The 22,305-nt window shown below is 41.9% G+C and carries 20 protein-coding genes; 12 read left to right on the top strand and 8 right to left on the bottom strand.

Translation table 11 applies throughout. The features are described from left to right. Positions 1-151 precede the first annotated feature (151 nt). The gene (sugE, locus tag QS795_RS14960) at positions 152-466 is read left to right on the top strand and encodes a quaternary ammonium compound efflux SMR transporter SugE (RefSeq protein ID WP_154603508.1); all 315 of its coding nucleotides are present in this window, start codon (positions 152-154) and stop codon (positions 464-466) included. A 100-nt stretch (positions 467-566) separates the two neighbouring features. On the opposite strand, the gene QS795_RS14955 is transcribed toward sugE, so the two are convergent. After that, complete coding sequence (locus QS795_RS14955; RefSeq protein WP_318626578.1) at positions 567-809, bottom strand: helix-turn-helix domain-containing protein; 243 nt, start codon at positions 807-809, stop codon at positions 567-569. A 222-nt stretch (positions 810-1,031) separates the two neighbouring features. Between QS795_RS14955 and QS795_RS14950 the strand changes: the two genes are divergently transcribed. From QS795_RS14950 to QS795_RS14935, 4 genes are read left to right on the top strand one after another with little or no spacing between them, the layout of a single operon-like run. Further along, on the top strand, positions 1,032-1,787 hold the full coding sequence (locus QS795_RS14950; RefSeq protein WP_286269698.1) for a hypothetical protein: 756 nt from the start codon (positions 1,032-1,034) through the stop codon (positions 1,785-1,787). Between the two features lie 44 nt (positions 1,788-1,831). Further along, positions 1,832-3,028, top strand: coding sequence for an MFS transporter (locus tag QS795_RS14945; RefSeq protein WP_318626577.1), 1,197 nt, complete (start codon positions 1,832-1,834; stop codon positions 3,026-3,028). Between the two features lie 3 nt (positions 3,029-3,031). Further along, on the top strand, positions 3,032-3,796 hold the full coding sequence (locus tag QS795_RS14940; protein ID WP_286269878.1) for a helix-turn-helix transcriptional regulator: 765 nt from the start codon (positions 3,032-3,034) through the stop codon (positions 3,794-3,796). Positions 3,797-3,847: 51 nt separating this feature from the next. Beyond that, a complete protein-coding gene (locus QS795_RS14935) occupies positions 3,848-5,041 on the top strand; it encodes an MFS transporter (RefSeq protein ID WP_286269700.1) in 1,194 nt (397 codons plus the stop codon). A gap of 40 nt (positions 5,042-5,081) precedes the next feature. Here the strand turns inward: QS795_RS14935 and QS795_RS14930 are convergent, their stop codons facing one another. From QS795_RS14930 to frdA, 5 genes are all read right to left on the bottom strand, one after another. After that, positions 5,082-5,663, bottom strand: coding sequence for a TetR/AcrR family transcriptional regulator (locus QS795_RS14930; protein WP_286269702.1), 582 nt, complete (start codon positions 5,661-5,663; stop codon positions 5,082-5,084). Between the two features lie 224 nt (positions 5,664-5,887). Beyond that, entirely contained in the window at positions 5,888-6,241 is a 354-nt protein-coding gene (gene frdD, locus QS795_RS14925; protein WP_006659009.1) for a fumarate reductase subunit FrdD, read from the bottom strand. A 15-nt stretch (positions 6,242-6,256) separates the two neighbouring features. Beyond that, entirely contained in the window at positions 6,257-6,652 is a 396-nt protein-coding gene (gene frdC / locus QS795_RS14920; RefSeq protein ID WP_006659010.1) for a fumarate reductase subunit FrdC, read from the bottom strand. Positions 6,653-6,666: 14 nt separating this feature from the next. After that, positions 6,667-7,401 (bottom strand): succinate dehydrogenase/fumarate reductase iron-sulfur subunit, encoded by a 735-nt coding sequence (locus QS795_RS14915; RefSeq protein WP_006659011.1) that lies wholly within the window; start codon positions 7,399-7,401, stop codon positions 6,667-6,669. Further along, positions 7,394-9,190 (bottom strand): fumarate reductase (quinol) flavoprotein subunit, encoded by a 1,797-nt coding sequence (frdA, locus tag QS795_RS14910; protein WP_132496643.1) that lies wholly within the window; start codon positions 9,188-9,190, stop codon positions 7,394-7,396. The genes QS795_RS14915 and frdA overlap by 8 nt, the downstream gene beginning before the upstream one ends. Positions 9,191-9,976: 786 nt before the next feature. Here frdA and epmA point away from each other — a divergent pair. The 7 genes from epmA (at position 9,977) to QS795_RS14875 (ending at position 19,273) form a co-directional block, all read left to right on the top strand. Continuing rightward, positions 9,977-10,954, top strand: coding sequence for an elongation factor P--(R)-beta-lysine ligase (gene epmA, locus QS795_RS14905; RefSeq protein ID WP_036955971.1), 978 nt, complete (start codon positions 9,977-9,979; stop codon positions 10,952-10,954). A gap of 280 nt (positions 10,955-11,234) precedes the next feature. Further along, on the top strand, positions 11,235-13,943 hold the full coding sequence (locus QS795_RS14900; RefSeq protein WP_286269706.1) for a DUF2345 domain-containing protein: 2,709 nt from the start codon (positions 11,235-11,237) through the stop codon (positions 13,941-13,943). A 1-nt stretch (position 13,944) separates the two neighbouring features. Next, on the top strand, positions 13,945-15,894 hold the full coding sequence (locus tag QS795_RS14895; RefSeq protein ID WP_286269708.1) for a phospholipase D-like domain-containing protein: 1,950 nt from the start codon (positions 13,945-13,947) through the stop codon (positions 15,892-15,894). A 3-nt stretch (positions 15,895-15,897) separates the two neighbouring features. Continuing rightward, positions 15,898-16,863 (top strand): SEL1-like repeat protein, encoded by a 966-nt coding sequence (locus QS795_RS14890; protein WP_286269710.1) that lies wholly within the window; start codon positions 15,898-15,900, stop codon positions 16,861-16,863. An 80-nt stretch (positions 16,864-16,943) separates the two neighbouring features. After that, on the top strand, positions 16,944-17,876 hold the full coding sequence (locus tag QS795_RS14885) for an SEL1-like repeat protein (RefSeq protein ID WP_418055384.1): 933 nt from the start codon (positions 16,944-16,946) through the stop codon (positions 17,874-17,876). Between the two features lie 12 nt (positions 17,877-17,888). Further along, positions 17,889-18,152 carry a PAAR domain-containing protein gene (locus QS795_RS14880; RefSeq protein WP_108478407.1) on the top strand — a complete coding sequence of 88 codons (264 nt, stop codon included), beginning with the start codon at positions 17,889-17,891 and terminating at the stop codon, positions 18,150-18,152. Beyond that, complete coding sequence (locus QS795_RS14875; protein ID WP_286269715.1) at positions 18,149-19,273, top strand: hypothetical protein; 1,125 nt, start codon at positions 18,149-18,151, stop codon at positions 19,271-19,273. Before QS795_RS14880 ends, QS795_RS14875 begins: the two co-directional genes overlap by 4 nt. An 85-nt stretch (positions 19,274-19,358) precedes the next feature. Here the strand turns inward: QS795_RS14875 and glpQ are convergent, their stop codons facing one another. Both glpQ and glpT read right to left on the bottom strand, forming a co-directional pair. Further along, entirely contained in the window at positions 19,359-20,432 is a 1,074-nt protein-coding gene (glpQ, locus tag QS795_RS14870) for a glycerophosphodiester phosphodiesterase (protein ID WP_006659015.1), read from the bottom strand. Positions 20,433-20,646: 214 nt separating this feature from the next. Then, positions 20,647-21,996, bottom strand: a complete 1,350-nt coding sequence (gene glpT / locus QS795_RS14865) for a glycerol-3-phosphate transporter (protein ID WP_286269717.1) — start codon at positions 21,994-21,996, stop codon at positions 20,647-20,649. Positions 21,997-22,305: the final 309 nt, after the last annotated feature.

Raw genomic sequence — 22,305 nt, 5'->3', positions numbered from 1 at the left:
TTAATTTAGTGTTAATTATTATTTTAAGTGACTTGAGTCTCTGAAATTGAACGTTTATAATACGGTTTCATTTCGCGTGCTCAGGACGACCTGAAATCATCACGTTTAAGTAATGGGGACGACCCCGAGAAGTTGACGGAGTACATCCACCATGGCTTGGATCATCTTATTATTCGCAGGTTTATTAGAAATTGTTTGGGCGGTGGGTTTAAAATACACCCATGGATTTACGCGCCTAACTCCTAGTGTTATCACTATCACCGCCATTATCGCCAGCATGGGCTTACTTGCTTATGCGATGCGTGACTTGCCTGCCGGAACCGCTTATGCGATTTGGACGGGTATCGGTGCAGTTGGTACCGCGATTTTCGGGATTATTTTCCTTGGCGAATCCGCCAATATGTTCCGCTTATTGAGCCTTGGCTTGATCGTGATGGGGCTAATTGGATTAAAACTTTCTAGTTAAGCCACTGAGAATAAGAACGGGTGAGCGATGGCTTACCCGTTTTAGCAATTTCAGCATAATAGAGTTCAAATAACATAATAGTTATATTTATCTTGTTTCCTCAATCAATAGAGCTGACTTCTCTCCTTTTAGACTGATGGTGTAAATAACGAGATGGCCATATTTCATCGGGTGCCATTTCTAAAAATTCAGCAATAATTCTCTCTCCTTTAGGCCAACGGCGTGACAATGCATTATTCAATGTTGAAGGGTTTAATCCGACAGATCTTGATATTGCGGATAATGTGGTTCCTTTCTTTCGAATGGCGGCAATAATGTCCGCAGGATGCCAATCTTGTTTCATATTATTCTCCAATAATTCTAAAATAATTAATTATTAAATTTAATTAAATGTATTCTAATTAAATTCACCATATAGTTTATTTGGAATGTTAAATTAGAAAGATAAATTATCTTTTTAAATGTCAATTAAATTAATCTTTGACATGAAAAATTTCTATGTTAAAGATATGTCGTTAATTTTCCATTGGTGTATTTTTAATTTAATTCTTGGTAGAGGTATAAAATGAATGTAGAAAGCATTGAAATGGAAGCTTTGAGTGAAAATATGAGGAAGGATTTATTTAATTATTTTGATTGGGATGGTTTTGATGTTCATTATACTGTAGTAGATGTTGATAATAAAAAAATATATGCACTGTCAAGTAATTATGAATGGCAATTGATTTATTGGCATGAAGATATGGACTTGAATTTAGATGAAAGACTGCATGTGGGAATTCAATATTGGAAAAACTATTCAAATGCTTATAGGGAGATATTATCAAAGTTGGATTTTAAAAATAAAAAAATAGATTTTTGCAATCGATATAATAATGTCTTCGAAATACTCTCAGTTAATTCTTTCGAGGCGGTACCATCATTGGATTTACTATCACTATGTAAGTGGCGAACAGTAATGGCGAGTTACGCTTATGAAAAATGGAATGAAGATGGGTATGTTCCAATTCCAATTAGGCAGGAAATAAATGTAATACAAAATGAAAATTCACTTAGAGGAATAAAGGAAGTTCATGATTATATTCGATTCGGCAATATCTCCTTTTCAAATAGAGAAATTTTGACGATTAAATTATTACTTTCTCATCGGAGTATAAAAGAGATTAGCCAAATTCAAGGATGTACAGAAGCTATTGAAACTTTAAGGGTTGAAAATATTAAGGATAAATTAAAGTATACAGGTGAAGTTAATAATAAATTATTCAATGTTATGGAGGAACACTGTATTACATTGAACAGTTTGGGTGGGATTGAGTTGTAATAAATAGATTTCATCGAATTTCTATAAGGAAAAGGAATTAACTTATGAAATGGAAGTTAAGATTTGGCGCAGTGACAGGCAATGCTTTAGAGTTTTATGATCTTGCTATTTTTGCAGCTATTTCATCGTATTTAAGTGCAGAATTGGCTCGGCTAGGTTATCAACAAGCAACGGAAATGGTTTGGGCAATCTTTGCGTTACGTTTTCTTATGCGTCCAATTGGCGGATATGTTATAGGACGATATGCAGACAAAGTAGGTAAAAAATCTGCGTTAATTTTAGTGAGTATTATTACAGGTAGTGCAACACTGATGATGGGGCTACTTCCAATTCATTTGCTTGGAGCATATGCGCCATTAGTAATTTTAATACTTCAAATGGCATTATCTTTTAGCTATGCAGGTGAGGCTCCATCATTATCGGCTTATTTATATAAAGATTCTCAACCTCATGAGCGAGGGCGCATATCCGGTTTACTGACGGGGAGTGCTGTGGTTGGCGTGATTGCTTCATTAGCGATTGTCCTATTACTAGAACGTATTTTAGATGCCGAATCTATGCAAAAATTTGGCTGGCGAATTCCATTGTTATTAGGATTGGCGAATATACTCATCTGTTTTTGGTTTAGATACCGACTACCGAATCAACCTATAGAAAAAGTGAAAGATAAAATTGACTGGTTTAAAGCATTTAATATTTTTCTTATCATTGTCCCTGGTTCAGTTATTTTCTATACATTAAATTTCTCATCATCTTTTCTAATTAAAGAATTGAGTTTAGATGAGTTTAAAAGCATATACTCAATTACATCTTCTATATTTTTATTGTTTTTTATAGTTTTTGTTGGAATTTTTACTGATAAGTATAGTACTCCTGAAAAAGTATTTGAATACGGCGTTAAACTTGCATTTTTATGTTCTTTTCCGATCTATTTTTTTATATCTAATTATGGTTTGGTTGTATCAATTTTATCTCAATTAGTTATGCTCATTATTTCCGCAATGGTTTTATGCAATTGGAACTATGCAATGACAAAACCTGCTGATGGGCATGTGACCACATTCAGTATGGGATATAACATTGCGTCAGTGATTATCGGAGGGGTAACGCCTATGATTATAAGTAATTTGGTGAGTGTTCATGTTTCTTTAGTGGGTGTTTTTGTAATGTTAAGCACATTGTCATTGTTTCTTTCATTATTTCTAAGTCGAAATAATTCTTTAACTAGAATTAAGGGGTGATATATGGATGTGAAAAGCCAATTTCTTGAAACTTCTTGTACTGAATTTAATAGTAAATTTCTTAATTATTTTGACTGGAATGATGTGGATGTTACTTATAGCCGAATAGATTTAAGTAACAATATGGTGAGAACTCTCTCAAACCAATATGAATGGATTTTAATTTGTTGGGATGATGATTTAGATAAAAAGGTGGAAGAAAGGCTGGTGAGCGGTGTTCAATATTGGAATAATTATTCTGATTTGTTCAAAAAAACATTATCTAAAAGCCATAAGAGTGAAATTAAAGTGGATTTTTGCACGAAATATGGCAGTGTTTATGAAATTATTTCTGTAAATTCAAATAAAAAATTGGAGAGTAAGAATTTACTAGAATTGTATAAATTAAGGGCCGTTGTTTCTGATTATGCCCATAATTTATGGAAGGATAATGAAGAAATAATTTTACCACTTCGAGCGGAGCTTAATGCATTGAGAGAGCCTAGAGATCCTAAAAGGGAAATATTAGATACTCACCAATATATGCGCTTTGGTAATATTCGTTTTACTCGCAAAGAAATGATCACTATTCGTTTATTACTTTCCCACTGCAAAGTAAAAGAAATTAGTTATATCCAAGGTTGTGCAGAAGCCAATGAGCATAAACGGATTCAACGTATTAAAGAAAAACTAGGATGTCCTTATGTTTCTTCAAGTGGGTTATTTGCAGTTTTGAAAGAACATGGTATTACATTAGCGTGTTTAGAAACATTGGTGAGCTATCCGTAATTTTCCGACAGTGTGTATTTAGGACGAAAATTTTACAACAAGGATGATGCGATGAAATGGAAATATCGCTTTGGTATCGCCATAGGAAATGCGTTGGAATATTATGGTATTGCAGTATTTGCTGCAATATCAGTTTATTTGAGTGCAGAGTTGGAAAAATTAGGTTATTCACAATCCACCATATTGGTATGGGGTATTTTTGCGCTACGTTTTTTAATTCGACCTATTGGCGGGGTTGTTATCGGGCGTTATGCAGATATTGCAGGGAAAAAAGCGGCGTTAGTCTTGACGAGTTTTATTACTGGCGTTGCAACATTATGCATGGCGTTATTGCCTATCCAATTACTAGGAATTTATACCCCAATCGCTATTTTAATACTTCAGCTGGCTCTTGCTTTTAGCTTTGGCGGTGAGTACCCATCGGTAGTGACTTACTTATTCTCTGATACGAAAAATAACGAGCGAGCCAGAATTGCGGCACTGATCTCTGGAAGTGTAGTGGCAGGGGTTATTCTTTCAGTGGGATTAGTCGTATTGTTGCAGCAATTCCTTGATAAAGAAACGATGTACAGTATTGGTTGGCGTATTCCATTATTGGTAGGCTTACTCAATATAGGGATCAGTTTTTGGTTTCGCGCGAGGTTACCAGAAAAGCCGGAAAATAAAGCAGAAAAGCGAGCGTTTAATTGGCAGGGGATCGTTTATTTATTTTTGTTAACCGCGCCTGCCTCAGTGGCTTTTTATTCACAAAATCTTTCTGGAACAATTATTGTTAAACATTTGAAGTATGAGGTACTCAAGGATATTTTTCCTCTGATATCTTCAGGGCTTTTGTTAGTACTAATTATTTTAACCTGTTGGTTCACAACGAAATGCAGTACGCCATCGAAAATATATCGGATGGGAGTCGCTGCGTTAGTGCTCTTATCCGTCCCTGTTTATTTTACACTTCAGCTCGATAGCCTCATGTTAGTTGGCGTTGCGCAGCTGGTGATTGCGGGGTGTTCTGCAATGATTATTGCAAACTTACCTGCTGTACTGGCAAGTGCTGTTCATGGTAATACCGCAATGTTAGGCGCTGGCTATAATGGGGCTTCTGTGTGCATTGGGGGAATAACACCGTTAGCCATTACCTATTTGAGTGATTTTCACTTAGGTTATGCAGGCTGTTTTATCGCATTTTGCGGAGCATTATTCTTCCTGATACGTTGGCTACCGAAATCGCAAGAATTGGGATGCAATTAATGATTAGCCCCGTAGATAAAATCTATGGGGCTATTTTTTATTAACAGAGTAATTTTAAAAAACGCCCATACAGCAATTCACCCAAATCGCTTTGGTTGTATTCACGGGTTGTGGCGAGGTTATCGACTGCCGCATGCATTGCATGATAGATCATCGTGGCGATAAGCTCTGGTGGTGCGGCATGCCAAGCTTGCTGCTGTTCACCAAGGGCTAAAATCTGTTTAATTTGCTCAACAGCACGTTGCTCGTGGCTGTTAGTGTGACCATGGTATTCGTCGTGAAAGAGCATGTCGTGCAGTGTCTGCTTTTCAACATAGTATTTAACGCTGTTTTCGCACCATGATTGTAACTGTGAAGATGCCGATTGGTGCGATGCAATCGCATCTGTAATATGCCCTAAATACCAATCCATATAGCGGGTGCGCAAGGCATCCATAATTTCGTTTTTTGATTGAAAATAATGATAAAACGTCCCTTTTGCCACATCTGCCACTCCCACAATTTCACTCACGGTTGTGGCGAGAAATCCTTTGGAAAGAAAGAGATTTTCCGCGGCATTCATCAGGTCGTTCAAACGTTCTTCTGCTGGCTTGGTTCTTGGCTTTTTCAACGGCGTTAGCATAAATAGGACTCTTATCGCGTTATTTTCATTGAAGACTTAATTACATTTTACGTCCGAAATACCGGAATGTCCTTTCAATATATGGTGAGGGCGATAAAACAGTAAATAATAGCGAATCAAGGTGAGATAGAGTAGCCAGTAAAGTCATCAATAGGCAAAAAAATACCCCATCATGCAGTGCATTGACGGGGTACTTGCTATCAACTTACTTTGTTAATCAACAATTACAGTGTGAATACACCGATGATTGCGATAACGCTAATGATTGCTGAGCTGCCGTAGAACACCCATTTTGTTGCTGGAACATGCACTTTAAAATCGTGCAGGGTGTGGTGAATACGGTGCATACCACACCATACAGGCAGAATAATCATCAGTAATAAGAAAATGCGTCCAATAAAGCTTTGGCTAAATGCCATGATGCGCTCATAGCTCAGCATTTCTGGTGCGACACCTAATGGGATTAAAATACCCAGTAAGAGAATGATTGCAGGGCCAATAACGGCACTCCACATACCACCTGCACCAAATAATCCCCAGAAAATCGGCTCATCGGAACGTTTAGGCGTTAGATTCATCAGATTCTCCTTCGATTAAAATAGTAATGCGATTGCTAAAATAGCCGCAGTCACGACTATAGTGAGTGCCCAGAAGCCTTTCACGATTGGCTCATCTGGCAGTTTCTTATCTTTAACAATGATAGCGACAGCTTTTGGCGCCAGTTTGAACCACGTTGTGGTATGCAGCAGCGTCGCAGCCAGTGTCACAATGTTAATGATCAGAATGATTGGGTTACTTAAGAATCCAACAAAGCCCGCCCATGATTCAGGTCCATTTTTCAGAGCGAATACTCCGTACAGGACTAGAATACTGAACCAAACCTGAAGCACGGAAGTACTTTCACGCATGATGTAAAAGCGGTAGAAACCCAGCTTTTGCCACCAGTCGCCTTTCATTTCCCTGACATAGGGTTTACGTTTAGTTGTCATGACTTCAATTCTCCTTATCGTGGCTTCAGCATGGCGATAACAAAGTCTTGCGCACTCGCAACTTTACCTTGTTGGATAGCCGCCGCCGGGTCGACATGCTTAGGACAGACTTCAGAGCAGTAACCTACAAACGTACAGCTCCATACACCGTTGTCACCATTTAATAATGGCATACGCTCTTTCGCGCCGTGGTCACGGTTATCGAGGTTGTAGCGCTCTGCTAAGGTGATTGCCGCAGGGCCTAAGAACTCAGGGTTCAGACCAAACTGTGGACACGCTGCATAGCACAGACCGCAGTTAATACAGCCAGAGAACTGATGATATTTCTCCATCTGAGCTGGAGTTTGCTTGTTCGGACCGTCAGAAGGTTTGCGATCATTACCAATAATGTAAGGTTTGATAGCTTCTAAACGCTCGATAAAGCTTGTCATATCAACAACAAGGTCACGCTCGATAGGGAAGTTACCCAGTGGCTCAATTTTAATTCCTTGCGGATAGTCACGCAGGAATGTTTTACAAGCCAGTTTAGGAACATTGTCCACCATCATGCCGCAAGAGCCACAGATAGCCATACGGCAAGACCAACGGTAAGACAGGTCTGGCGCGAGGTTATCTTTGATGTAGCCCAAAGCATCTAACAAAGAGGTTTGCTCGTCATAAGGGACATCATAAGTCACTAAATGGGGTTCATTGTCCGTTTCTGGGTTGAAACGCATGATCTCCATTTTTAAGTGTTTCATATCATCCATTAGCTTGCTCCTTATTCGCCTTATCTTGAGCTGCCCCTTCAGCACCATACACACGTTTCGCTGGTTGTGATTTAGTGATTTTCACATCAGAGTACTCAAGGCGTGGTGCACCTTCTGGGTTATAGAACGCCAGAGTATGTTTCAGGAAGTTGACGTCATCACGCTCAGTGCAACCTTCGTCAAGACGTTGGTGCGCACCGCGAGACTCTTTACGGTTAATCGCAGAGTGAGCCATACATTCCGCCACGTCTAAGCCAAAGCCTAATTCGATGGTGTACAGTAAGTCAGTGTTGAAGACGCTGCTATGGTCAGTGATTTCAACATGCTTGAAGCGCTCTTTCAGCTCTGCCAGTTTATCAACAGTTTTCTGCATTAATTCAGGTGTACGGTAGATACCGCAACCTTCTTCCATCGAAATACCCATTTCATCACGGATTTTCGACCAGCTTTCTTTACCTTTTTGGTTCAGAAGTTTTTGCAGGTCATTTTCGATGTCACGAGTACGTGCTTCGATAGCGCTTGCATTTGCAGGGGTAGCTTCAGCAGCATGACGTGCCGCTTCTTCACCCGCTAAGCGACCAAATACCACTAATTCTGCCAGTGAGTTAGAACCTAAACGGTTTGCGCCGTGTAAGCCAACAGATGAACATTCACCCACCGCGAACAGACCTTTAATACGAGTTTCGGTGCGTTGGTCAGTTTCAATACCACCCATGGTGTAGTGAGCTGTTGGACGAACAGGAATTGGTTCGTTTACAGGGTCAACACCCACGTAAGCTTTTGCTAGCTCACAGATAAATGGTAGACGTTCATGCAGTTTTTCAGCACCTAAGTGACGTAGATCCAGATACACAACATCACCACGGTGAGTACTGATAGTGCGACCTGCACGCCATTCGTGCCAGAATGCTTGTGAAACTTTGTCACGAGGACCCAGTTCCATATATTTGTTTTCTGGTTTGCCCAGTGGCGTTTCAGGACCCATACCGTAGTCTTGCAGATAACGATAGCCATCTTTGTTGACTAAGATACCGCCTTCACCACGACAACCTTCAGTCATCAGGATACCGGAACCTGGCAGACCAGTAGGGTGATACTGAACGAATTCCATATCACGTAATGGCACACCATGACGCAGCGCCATACCCATACCGTCACCGGTTACGATACCGCCGTTGGTGTTATAGCGGTAAACACGACCCGCACCACCTGTGGCCATAACGATAGCATTGGCACGAATTTGAACTTTCGTCCCTTCCATCATGTTCAGAGCAACCAGACCACGCACCTGACCTTCGTCCACAATGATGTCGAGAACAAAGTGCTCGTCGAAACGTTGGATTTGAGGATATTTTAATGAAGTTTGGAACAGGGTATGCAGCATGTGGAAGCCAGTCTTATCGGCTGCGAACCAAGTACGTTCAATTTTCATCCCACCGAAACGGCGAACGTTAACTGAACCATCTGGTTTACGGCTCCAAGGGCATCCCCATTGTTCCAGTTGGGTCATTTCTGTTGGGCAGTGTTCGACGAAATAATCGACGACATCTTGCTCACACAACCAGTCACCACCAGAAACGGTATCATTAAAATGATAGTCATAGGAATCATGGGCTTGAGTAACTGCAGCTGATCCCCCCTCTGCGGCCACGGTGTGGCTACGCATTGGGTAAACTTTTGAGACCAGAGCAATCTTGATATTGGGATTTGCTTCAGCAGCAGCAATTGCTGCACGTAAGCCTGCGCCCCCGGCCCCGATAATCGCTAAATCGGCATTGAAGGTTTGCACTGCGCTTCTCCATTGTTCAAGTGTAAAGTGTTAAATTAATAAATTCTTTTAAATACTTTTAGTGCTTAGCTATTTCAGTTTCGGTTTGCCTTTAGGCAAATCTGCAAAGAATCTTTTTTTAATCGTAAATATATAATAGCTAATAACGACTTATTATGTTGGGAATTATAACGAATAGTGGCGGGGATAAATTTGATATAGAAAGGTGTTTTGGGTGATATTACCCCTAAAGTGTGATCTGCGTCTTCTTTTTGTAAATTGTTTTTGGGTGTCAAGAAATTGTAGAGAAACCGAAAATAATAAAAAGGAATTTCAAATAATTATCATTAAATTTAACGGAATTCCTAGCATTTAAAACCAACTAAAATCGTCAGGTTTTTCTTTCTAACAGTGGATAATCTGGTGTTCCTCGAGGAAATTCTAGAATCATATCGAAGATAAAATTGCGAAAGAGTTCACTGTTTAGAAAGTCGCTTAATTTTTAATGCTAAAAAACAGATTTAAATTGTATCAATAAGGTGAGTAGTGAAGTTTGGTTTTAACATTTGCATCACAAGCGATAAGAAAAAATCATGTTTTTGTTTTTTTTTAACCAAATGTTAAAAGTTCATAATAAAGCTTTTTTGCCTAATCGTATAAAGCAGGGGATAATCACGTCATCTTTTCTCACCTTGAATCATATCCCCTATCGATACTCAGATAGCGCATAATATCCACAATATTCCATTGTGTGTTAAGGGGGAGGTGAGTACACTGCACGACTAAGTTTATTTTGGAGTTATTTTAATGAGTGAAGTAGCGAATTGGCTGCCTACAGCCCCCATCGCTAACCTGTTACAGCGCGCAAAAATTGTTGCGGAAATCAGACGTTTTTTCGCTGATCGCTGTGTACTTGAGGTAGATACACCCGCAATGAGTCAGGCGACAGTGACTGACATTCATCTTGTTCCATTTGAAACTCGCTTTGTGGGACCCGGCGCGGCTCAGGGCATCAATTTATATTTGATGACTAGCCCTGAATACCATATGAAGCGCTTACTGGCAGCGGGAAGCGGACCTATCTATCAAATGTGCCGAAGCTTTCGTAATGAAGAAGCAGGAAGGCACCATAACCCTGAATTTACGATGCTGGAATGGTACCGCCCACACTTTGATATGTATCGCTTAATCAATGAAGTGGATGACCTTCTACAGCAAGTGCTGGAATGCGAAAGTGCTGAGCTACTCTCTTATCAGCAAGCATTTTTACGCCATCTAGATATTGACCCGCTCTCTGCGGAAAAAAGCGAGTTACGTGAAGTGGCAGCCCGTTTAGATTTAAGCAATGTGGCGGACAATGAAGAAGACCGCGACACCTTGTTGCAACTACTGTTTACCATGGGCGTGGAGCCACACATTGGTAAAGAGAAGCCAGCGGTGGTTTACCACTTCCCTGCAACGCAAGCGTCATTAGCGGTGATTAGCACAGAAGATCACCGTGTAGCTGAGCGTTTTGAAGTCTATTTTAAGGGCATGGAGCTGGCGAATGGCTTCCATGAACTGACCGATGTGGGTGAACAGCGCCAACGTTTTGAGCAAGATAACCGCAAGCGTGCTGCAATGGGTTTACCCGTTCAGCCGATTGATGAAAACTTGCTTGCAGCGCTTGAGCACGGTTTACCGGCATGTTCCGGTGTGGCTGTTGGTGTTGATCGCTTAATCATGCTGGCACTGAATGCCGAACGAATCAGTGATGTGATTGCATTCCCTGTGACAATTGCTTAAAACTCAGTTTCTATCTATGACATTAAAAAGCACCTTGAACGTTGATCATTGATTGACGAAGGTGCTTTTTCTTTCCAGCCCGTTCTACCAAAAACGGATTAAATGCTTTCGGATAATTCTTCTATAAGTCCCATTCCTGAAAATTATGGTTGATTTCAAGTTCATTTGCTGGTCTTCTGCTTGACTTAAGCTAAATAAAATGAATTTGGGTTGGTGACCTTTCTACCTTTGCTTCTATTACTGGTTGCCACGGAACAAGCAGAAAAGGAGCATGAATAGAATGGGCTTACAGGATCTCGCTTTAAAAATCGCTCCACGCCATAATCGCTATCAATTGGGCGTTCAAGGTTGTAGTGTTCCATTGGATGTTGAATCTTTCATTGGGCGAGAAGCCATTAGTGAAACCTATCGCTATCAGATAACATTCACCTCCCCAGCTCAAAACCTACCAGCTCAACAGTTTCTTCGTCGTACCGCCCATTTTACCTTTTCATCTCCCACTATTCCGCTGGCGGCATTAGATTCACTGAGTGAACCGCAAAAGCGAATTCATGGGGTCGTCACACATTTTAAGCGGTTATCTGGTTCAGCAGATGAAGCCCAGTACCAAATTGTGATTGAGCCGTTTGTCTCATTGCTGCGCCATCAGATGCGTTCCTATCGCTTTTTCCTCAATAAATCTGTACCGGAAGTGATTGAGTTTATCTTGCGTGAACACAAAATTCAGGGCTGGGAGTTTGAGTTTCACCTGCAACGACAATATCCCAAGCGGGAGCAAATCAACCAAATCAATGAAAATGACTGGCAATTTATTGAGCGTTTGCTCAGTGAAGTGGGCATTTTCTATTCCTTTAGTCTCCAGACCGACACGAAGACGGAAATTATTCACTTTGGCGATAGCCAACGCGCTTATGTGTACGATTTACAGCTGCCACTCAATAGCCCTTCAGGCATGAATGACAATGGCGTTGAAAGCGTGTGGGGGTTATCGCTACGTCACCAAGTGGTGGAGCGCAGTGTCGTGACTAAAGATTATAATCACCGGCAAGCGATGCAAACGTTGCTATCCATTGAAACGGATATGACTCGCGGAGATGGGGACGATATAAACTATGGCGATGTTTACCACTACAAAGCCCGCCATCTTGAGCGTGGAGAGAAATACCAACCTGAAACGGAAACCGCCCATTTTTGGTCACGGCTAGACCATGAACGCTTTCTCGCCCGCCAAACGCTGCTACGAGGCAAAAGTAATTCACCGCGTCTGACGCCATTGATGATTTTTAAAGTCATCGATAGCCAATTACCATCCACCTTACCCACGGATTTTCAATCCGAAATTTTAATCACTCGATTACGATTTTCAGGCAGTCGTAGCCGTGCATTAGTGATTCAATTTGATGCGGCGCCGTACACCGAAGCACTGTGCTGGCGACCCGTTCTAAAGCCTCGTCCAGTGATTGCTGGCACATTAATGGCGCGTATTACCAGCGCCAAATCCCACGATATTTACGCCCATCAAAATGAACACGGCTTTTACTGGGTGAAATTCGATGCCGACCGAGATGAAAAACCGACGGGATATGAAAGTATGCCTGTGCGGCTGGCCAAACCCTATGCGGGGGATACCTACGGAATACACTTCCCGTTAATCCAAGGAACAGAAGTGGCGATTGCCTTCCATGAAGGCGACCCAGATAGACCGTATATCGCCCATGCCTTGCATGACTCCCATCGCACAGACCATGTGACGGATAAAAACAATACTCGCAACGTCATTCGTACTCCGGCGAATAATAAGCTTCGTATGGAAGACAAACGGGAGCAAGAGCACATAAAGCTCAGCACTGAATACGGGGGGAAATCCCAACTCAATTTAGGGCATCTGGTCAATCAAGGACGTGAAAAACGCGGCGACGGTTTTGAACTGCGTACCGACAGTTGGGGGGCAATACGAGCCGGTAAAGGGCTGTTTATCAGTACCGACTTACGCACCAAAGCCTCTTCTGCACAATTGGATATGCGCGAAGCCAAGCAGCAATTGGATGATGCGCTGAACTTAGTGAGTTCTTTACGAGAAGCGGCGGAGGTGGCAAAAGCCGAATTGGCCGATTTAAACGCCCAGCAAACCTTACTGACCCAATCGATTAATGAACTGCAACAAGCTGCGCTATTACTCAGTTCCCCTGCGGGTATCGCATTAACCTCACCTAAAACCGTACAGGTTAATAGCGGTGAAAATATCACTTTGACTGCCAATAAACAGGCTGATATCTCAGTCGGTAAAAAAATTACCTTAGCGGCAGGTAAGGCAATCAGCTTGTTTGCTCACACCCTAGGAATCAAAGCTTTTGCCGCAAAAGGCAAAGTCGAAATTCAAGCCCAAAGTGATGAAATGCATCTCACCTCACTCAAAGACATGACCGTCACTAGTACCGGCGGTAAAACCGTCGTTGCCGCTAAAGATGAACTGCTACTGACCTGTGGCGGTGCCTATATTCGTTTAAAAGGCGGGCAGATAGAGTACGGCAGCCCCAATAATCAAACAGTTAAAGCGACCAACTGGGTGGTTGAAGGCCCTGCCTCGATGGATGTCACTCATCCGCAATTTCCACAATCAATGCCAAAACAAACCTTGCGTTTTCAACTGAGTTCGTCACCGCAAAGCCCAATGAAGGCGCGTGCGTTTGAGCCGTATGAGCTGTATGCCAATGGGGCGCTTATCCTAAAAGGTATGAGTGATGCGCAAGGAAATATCCAAATTGACCATGATATTCCCACGGATAGTTATCAACTGCATTTACTGAATGGGGATCGTTACGATATCGATGTTCCTCCTACTGAAGAACAAGATGCAGAACGCGTCGAACCCGTTAATGTCGGTTTTCGAACCAGTGCACCGAGCCAAGAACGAGAAAGCTCGCGAATAGGTCAAGCATGGGGGGAAGGGCTTTCCCAATTTATCACTGAATGGAATAAGAGAAAATAATATGTCAGGAAATCAATCTGGGGGATTCCCCGCTTCTGTGCAGTTACCCATACCAGCAACCGAGCAGAAAATACGCTTACCCGTCTCGACCTGTATGGTGCTGCTAATGACGCCCAGTTGGATCCCTGAGAGTACCAAATATCCGATGAGCTTATTTGTGTATGCCCCACTCGTGAATGGAAAACAAACTTTTGCGGCGGTTGCGGAGGCAATTCGGCATGCTAAGCACAGCATTGAAATTATTACATGGGGTTTCCAGCCCTCCATGTATTTTGAGCGCTCAAGCGGCATTAATGAAGGAACATTTCCGACGATTGCAGAGCTTCTTGAACAGAAAGCCAAAGAAGGGGTGAAAGTTCGTATTCTAGTGTGGTTTGATGAACTAGCTAAATTCGGTGAAACCAGTTTGCCAGGTTGGCGATTATCAACCCATTACACGCCGAGGCAAAAAATTGAACTTCCGATGGAAAAGGCTATCGCGGCAGGGTCTAAATTAGACTACGAGTCGGATAAACAATATCAATTTGATAAAGAGTGGCTACATCGTGCGAAAACCAATCAAATTAAAAATTTATCGGTTCGTACACGCTCAATGGCAATAAATAGCCCCTCATCTCGCTTGACCAAAGTCGCTGAATTAACCAAACACCAATTTGGCAGTGATGACATCGAACTCAGTTTACGTATGGCTGCGCTTGCTGTGGTGCCCACCCATCACCAAAAAGCGGTGTTGATTGATTATGAAGAACCTACTCTCGCGGTTGGCTTTGTGATGGGGCATAACATGCATTCGCAGTATTGGGATGATGATAAACACTCAATTATTCAACATAAAGAGATGTCATGGCTAGGACGTGATGGCCCCACCGCATGGCAAGATACCTCTAACTGTGTGTATGGCGAAGTGTTGTGTGATTTAAGCGACAACTTTGTTTCGGCATGGAAAGAAACTGAAGGCTTGTTTACACACGGCAGTGAAGGTATCCAGCTGACAGAAAGACGTAAAGCAATTTCACGCAGCCAATACACGCCCACTTTAGAGCATGTTGAAGACTTAAATAAGCGTTACACATTTTTAGCTCGAAACCCATTAACACCAACGGCGGGAAAAATTTGTCGCACTCATCCCGAATATGATGAATATGATATTTTAAAGTCCTACGATCACGGTGTTAAACATGCACGTAACTACCTTTATTTTGAAAACCAATATTTCCGCTTATCGTCAATTGCTAAGGATGTGCGCAATATGGTGGAAGTGCGCAATCAATGTTTTGCAGAAGCGGCTGCCACTACCCCTAAACTGCAAGGGCAAAAAATTCCACCGTTCTATTTATTTGTGGTGACAAACTCAACCACAAAAGCAGAGGTGGGTGACTCGAATGAAGTTGGTGGGTATCAAACCTACAAGATGCTGGAAACGCTAGGTCGCCGTGATTTGATGCGGGAGCATGCTGCGTATCGAGATACGGTAAATAATGTTATGGCATCGACCCAAAATGGTCGGGTGTTAGCCCCAATTGATGTCGTTAACCCTGATGATATTCAAGAAGAAGAGATTGACGGGTTTAAGAGCGTGATTTGCACGTTAGTTTCCTCGGATTCTAATCTCTGGCAGTCGGTGTATGTCCACAGCAAGTTAACGTTAGTGGATGACACCTTTTTAATCCAAGGCTCTGCCAATATCAATTTACGCAGTATGGCATTTGATACTGAAATTGCGGTGATACTGCAAGATACGGATATTTTCCCTATCGTTAAACCGTTACGGGAAAAATTGTGGAAAATCCATAAAGGAACGGGGAGTGTCTTTGATGATTTGACAGAAGAATTTAAAAATTGGAAAAAAATTAGTAGTGATAATGCTAATTATAAAAGAATCAAAAGAATGCCCGAAGGAGCCCTAATTCCGTTCGAGGATAAAACCATTGGGTTAGAAAATACGGATTAAATTATGTCACTAATTAAACCTTATTTATTACTGTGTGCTCTCGTGCTACTTGTGAGCTGCAAGCCTGTAGAAGAAAAAGAGGAAGACATGACTCAAAAAACAGAACCCGACTTAACGTTCACCTGTGTGTATGAAAAAGATACATTACCTCCCGTTGATCCTGAAGCGGATATTTGGTTTAAACAAGCCCGTGAACTTGAAAAGGCCAATAAATCTCAACGGGATTATGCTCAAATTGGTGCTCTCTACCGTAAAGCGGCAGAGCGTAATCACCCCAAAGCCATGTTGAATTTAAGCAACTTAATCAGCTATGGCAAGGTCCCCCCCATTGAAGGTAAAGGTCCCGCCCAAGAGGTGTGGGACATTATCCAAAAAATGGCAAAGTTGAACATCAGCTACGGTTATTACCAAATGGGACACTACCTCGATACGGGCTATGGAGTCGTCGCTGATCGTACTAAAGCTTTAGCGTATTTTCGCCAAGCAGCGGATTTAGGCAGTCCTGAGGCACAAAGTGTGATTGGTGACATTCTGATATCAATGCGATTATCCGATAAGGACAATCCGGCTTATCGCCCTGAAATTGGTAAAAAAATGCTCGAATGTGCGGCTAATCAAGGAAACGGAGAAGCTGCATATAATCTTGCTTTTTACTTACGAGTTGTTGATCAAAATTTTAATAGTGCTTTAAAGTATTATCAACTATCAACGAAAAATGGGTATCGACATGCAGCAGCAACTTTAACTGGTGCTTTTGATCCAAAGACAGCATTAGAACGTGTTTATTATCTCAATGTAAAGCCTGATAAAGAACGTTCATTACGTTATTATGCAATAGTCAAAGAAATGGATGCCTCTGATGAAACAGCCAAATTCCCCGATATTGATAAAATCGTTCCTCTTCCCCCTGCCGAACTCCCTGAATGGGATGGCACGTTTGAATATAAAAAACAGGCAGAGGGGCAATAATCAAGATGAATCGTTCCTTTTTATTTCATCATCAATCCGTTGTTCGTCGCATATTTAAATGCGGTGCATTGATTTGTAGCATGTTGGTGCTGAGCGCTTGCAACCCGATGGATAAAAAGGAAGCGCCACCGATTCAAAAAAACGAACCCGACTTAACGTTCACCTGTGTGTATGAAAAAGACACCTTGCCCCCCGTTGATCCGGAAGCCGACATTTGGTTCAAACAGGCGCGAGAACTTGAAAAGGTCAATAAATCTCAACGGGATTATGCTCAAATTGGTGCACTCTACCGCAAAGCCGCAGAGCGTAATCACCCCAAAGCCATGCTTAACTTAAGCAATTTAATCAGTTATGGCAAAATACCTCCAATAGCAGGGAAGGGATCCGCCCAAGAGGTGTGGGATATTATTCAAAAAATGGCGAAATTGAATATCAGCTATGGCTATTACCAAATGGGGCATTATTTAGATACAGGCTATGGAGTCGTCGCCGACCGTACTAAAGCTTTAGCTTATTTTCGCCAAGCTGCTGATTTAGGCAGTCCTGAAGCTCAATTTGTCATTGGTGATATCTTCCTTTCAAAAAGGCTAGATAATATGCAAGACAACCCAGCTTTTTTCCCTGAAATCGGCAAAAAAATGCTAGATTGTGCCGTACAGCAACAACATGGAAAGGCTGCATATTATTTAGCGACATATTATTTAGATGTAGATAAGGAATTAGACAATGGGATGAAATATCATCAGTTAGCTGTAAAAAATGGTTATCGAGCATCAGCTTCAGCGTTAGCTGAAGGTTTTAAGCCTAATGTAAAGGAAAACTCGATGTATTATATTCCTATTAAACCAGATCCAGAACGCTCAGCTCGCTATGCGGCTATAGTCAAAGAAATGGATGCTTCTGATGAAACAGCTAAATTCCCCGATATCGATAAAATAGTTCCCCTCCCACCTGCTGAACTCCCGGAATGGGATGGTACGTTTGAATATAAAAAACAACAGGATAATCAATAAAAGGATTTTATCATGCGCGCACTTGTTCGTTTAGGTGACAAAACCACTCATGGCGGTGAAGTGATTACTGCATCTGGCTCTGTTATGTATGGTAAGCCCATCGCTTTAGTGGGCGACAAAGTGGATTGCCCAAAAAAAGGACATGGTGTTAATGCCATTTTACCCGGTTCAACGCGCATTTTAATATCCGGTCGTCAGGCGGCACTGAATGGTTTTCAAACTGAATGTGGCTGTACGCTTATTGCGAGCTTATCATCGTCGGGTGAGCAATCATGATGAGTTGGAAAACACCTTCATTAGAGCATCCTCCAGCCCCTAAAGTACCTCGTTGGATGCTTTGGTTTTTGATTATGCTGATTGTGGGGGGGCTTGGATTTGGGCTGAGCCTCTATTTATCCACAAATGAAATGCTATCGCCAACTACCAGCAACACCATGCTGATGATTGTATTCGTTATTTGCCCCGCACTGTTGGTGGGGTTTATTCGTTTTTTTATCTACTCAATCGCTGCTTATCGCCATCAACTTTTTACCAATATGTTAGATGATGCTCGCAGAGAGTGGCGTTATTGGGCAGGCAAGCACCTTGGGGTGCTAACGCATACTCGATTAACGCAAATTGATGAAGAGCAGCAAAATGGTATTTCTTTATCTTCATTGCCACCCAATAAAGATAATGTATTGACGCTAAGCTCATTGAAATCGCTTTCGTCATGGGAAAAACAAGAAATAGTGGTGCGAAAATTACTTGCGCCCATTGCCGAGTATTACCATCAACATTCTCTCTCCCAGCCTATTACCCTATATTGGCAAGCTGAAGATAATGAATCTAATTGGCAGGAACTGATTGAGCGGGAAGCTGCGCGTTTGTCATTGACGCTGGAATCCGTTGAGATATTACCCTCCGAGTCGTTCAGTCAATGGTTATTAGCATTGTATGAAAATGCCTTTGAACCCAAGTTATACGCCATTTTGGCGTTTCAGTTAGATTCGACGGCGAGTGAAGAAGCCGCGAGCCTATTACTTGCACCTCAAGGATTTTACGAACGTTTAAGAGCACCTATCAAAGCAAAGCTCCTGCGTCCGATATCTACAGATAAAGAATCTTTCGCAAATGCACTGAAAACACAGTGTGAATTTCAGTATTCAGGAGAGCAGCTGGATAGGGTTTGGCACAGTGGCGTGAAAGAAAATGATAAAGGAAAGTGCATCGAGAGCTATGCACGACAGAAAGTACCTAATCTATCAGAGCATCTTTATGATATTGATGCCCTTTTAGGGAAAGGCGCTATGGCTCGTCATGTTGTGGCGCTGTCATTGGCGTGTGAATATTCGCACCACAGTCTGATAGCTCAGCAACATGAAACGCAACTTTTATTGCAGCAAATTCAGGCTTAAAGTCTAAATAAGCGAGTCGTTATTCTGATTGAAAAGACTCTCTCGAGTCATTGACTTGCAATTGACTCGAGAGAGTGAGGGAGAGTTACTTCTGCTTTTGCTGTTCTAAGAACTTAACCCCTAAATCTGGGAAATCTGTAAAGGCACCATCAACATCAGCTTGGTTATAAATAATGTCATATAACTGCTGACCATCTTTCGCGTACTTAGGCAGTTTGTCCACACGGATAGTAAATGGATGCACCGCCATATGGTTCGCATGAGCTTCCTTCACCATACCGTTCACTTTGATATTGGTTGGCGTAGAATCTTCGCTAATGAGCATATGATAGTCAGGGCCAATACCATCTGCGTAGGTTGCAATCTCTTTCATCGCACCCGGCTTCATCATCCAATCATAGTTATAGTTCACCCATGTTCCATCTGGCTTCTGCTCTTGTGTTTCTTCCCAATCGGTATAAGCGATTAATTGGATCAGTTTTAAATCCATTCCCATTTCTGGCATCAGTTTCGTTTTGATGCGTTTTAGATCAATTGGGTCGAAAGATTGCAGATACACGTTAGAATCTTTGTTGGTATAGCCATACTCTTTCAGGACTTCTAAGGTTTTCTTGGTGATATCCTTGCCTTCTTGTTGATGGAACCAAGGGGCTTTAATTTCAGGGTAGATACCGATATTTTTACCCGTAGATTTGTTCAAACCTTGAATAAATTCAATCTCTTCTTGGAAGGTGTGAACACGGAAATCAGATTTACCCATTGGGAAACGGTTTGGATAGCTTTGGACTTTTTTGCCGTCAACGATGTCGAAACCTTCCGTGAATTTCAGGGATTTAATTTCTGGCAGGGTAAAGTCGATGGCATAGTAGCGACCATCTTTGCGTGCGCGATTTGGAAACTTATCCGCTACATCAGTGACACGATCCAGATAGTGGTCATGAAGAACAACCAGCTCATTATCTTTGGTCATCACTAAATCTTGTTCTAGGAAATCCGCGCCTTGCGCATACGCCATCGCTTTCGCTGGAAGGGTATGTTCAGGTAAATAACCACTTGCACCACGATGCGCAATTACCACTTTACCTGCCGTTTCGGCAGCAGCAGAGACTGACATCACTAAGACCATACTTGCGACTAATGTTTTTAATTGAAAATTCATCAGTAAATCTCCTTGGTACTCATTGTTTGTAAGAAAAAAATTTGTAAGTAAAAAGCTTGTGGGTAAACAGTTTTATAGGTAGATAAATTTATAGATAAATACTTTTGTAGATATAAAATAGTGCTGATAACAAATTTTGGGTAAAAAAATGGGCTATATCTATTTCTTGATATAACCCATCAATTCAGTGAATTATGACAACCTAAGCAGAGGCTTAGTGGTTGTGATTTAATTCACGTTTATGTTTACTTTCGCTCAGCATAACGATGAACAGTAAAACAACGGCCAGTGCAGAACCACCGATCATCACAGCAAAACCGCCGTTCCAACCGAAGTAGTCAACGGTATAACCGACGATAGCACTTGCGGCAACAGAACCACCAAGATAACCGAATAAACCGGTGAAGCCTGCGGCGGTACCCGCTGCTTTCTTAGGTGCAAGCTCAAGAGCGTGCAGACCAATCAGCATGACAGGGCCATAGATTAAGAAACCGATAATCAACATACATGCCATATCAACGCCTGGGTTACCCGCTGGGTTCATCCAGAAGACGATAGTTGCAATGGTCACTAAGGTCATGAAGAACACGCCTGTCGCGCCACGGTTACCACGGAAGACTTTATCCGACATCCAACCGCACAGCAGCGTTCCTGGAATACCCGCATATTCATACAGGAAGTAAGCCCATGAAGATTTATCCATTGTGAAGTGTTTAACTTCGCGCAGGTAAGTTGGTGACCAGTCCAGAACACCGTAACGTAGTAAGTATACGAACACGTTAGCGATAGCAATCATCCACAGAAGTTTGTTAGGGAATACATACTTCATGAAGATAGCTTTAGCGGTTAATTCTTCTTCATCAGAGGCTTTATAGTCTGTTGGATAGTCGTTTTTGTACTCTTCAATTGGTGGCAGGCCACAAGATTGCGGGGTATCACGCATTAATGCGAAGGCAATCATTGCTACTAAAATAGCCGCGAATGCTGGCATATACAGCGCAGCTTTCCAGTCGTTAAACCATGCCATACCTAACAGGAACAGTAATGGAGGCAGACCACCGCCGACGTTATGCGCACAGTTCCAAACGGAGACGATTCCGCCACGTTCTTTTTGTGACCACCAGTGAACCATGGTACGTCCGCAAGGAGGCCAACCCATACCTTGGAACCAACCACATAAGAATAACAACACGAACATAATCATGATGCTAGACGTTGCCCATGGTACGAAGCCCATGAATATCATGACAAGTGAAGCGAGGATCAAACCTGCCGGTAAGAAGTACCGAGGGTTAGCACGGTCGGAAAATGAGCCCATGATAAATTTGGAGAAACCATAGGCGATTGAAATCCCAGATAATGCGAAACCAAGGTCACCTTTAGAGAAACCTTGTTCAACAAGATAAGGCATTGCAAGGGCGAAGTTCTTTCTAACTAAGTAGTATGCTGCGTAACCGAAGAAAATCCCCAGGAAAATCTGCCAACGTAATTTACGATAGACGGGGTCTATTTTATCCGCTGGCAGCCTCTCGATATGAGCGGCGGGTTTAAACATGCGTAACATAAAGCCTCCGATGGCATGTCAGTAGTTATATGCTCTTCATTTCACATATGTTGTGAAGTTGTTGAGCGTTTATTATGGGAGAAATAACAAAAACGAAAACAATCGAGTTTCTTTAAGCGCTTTTATTTTCTAATTGCGCTAAATCTTAATCGTTAAAAAACATTTTATCTGTAATCTAACGCACAATTATTGATTTTGTTTATCTGGCTGCATAGTTAATGCGATTTGTGAATGGAATGGAACTAAAATTGTGAATTATTTTGTGAGGGTTATCACGCTTCCGCGCTTTGATGTACCTAATTTGTACTT

Source organism: Providencia zhijiangensis, from assembly GCF_030315915.2.
GTDB classification, from domain to species: Bacteria; Pseudomonadota; Gammaproteobacteria; order Enterobacterales; family Enterobacteriaceae; genus Providencia; species Providencia zhijiangensis.
Note: the sequence above shows the minus strand (reverse complement) of the source record. Positions and strands in the feature narration are given on the sequence as shown.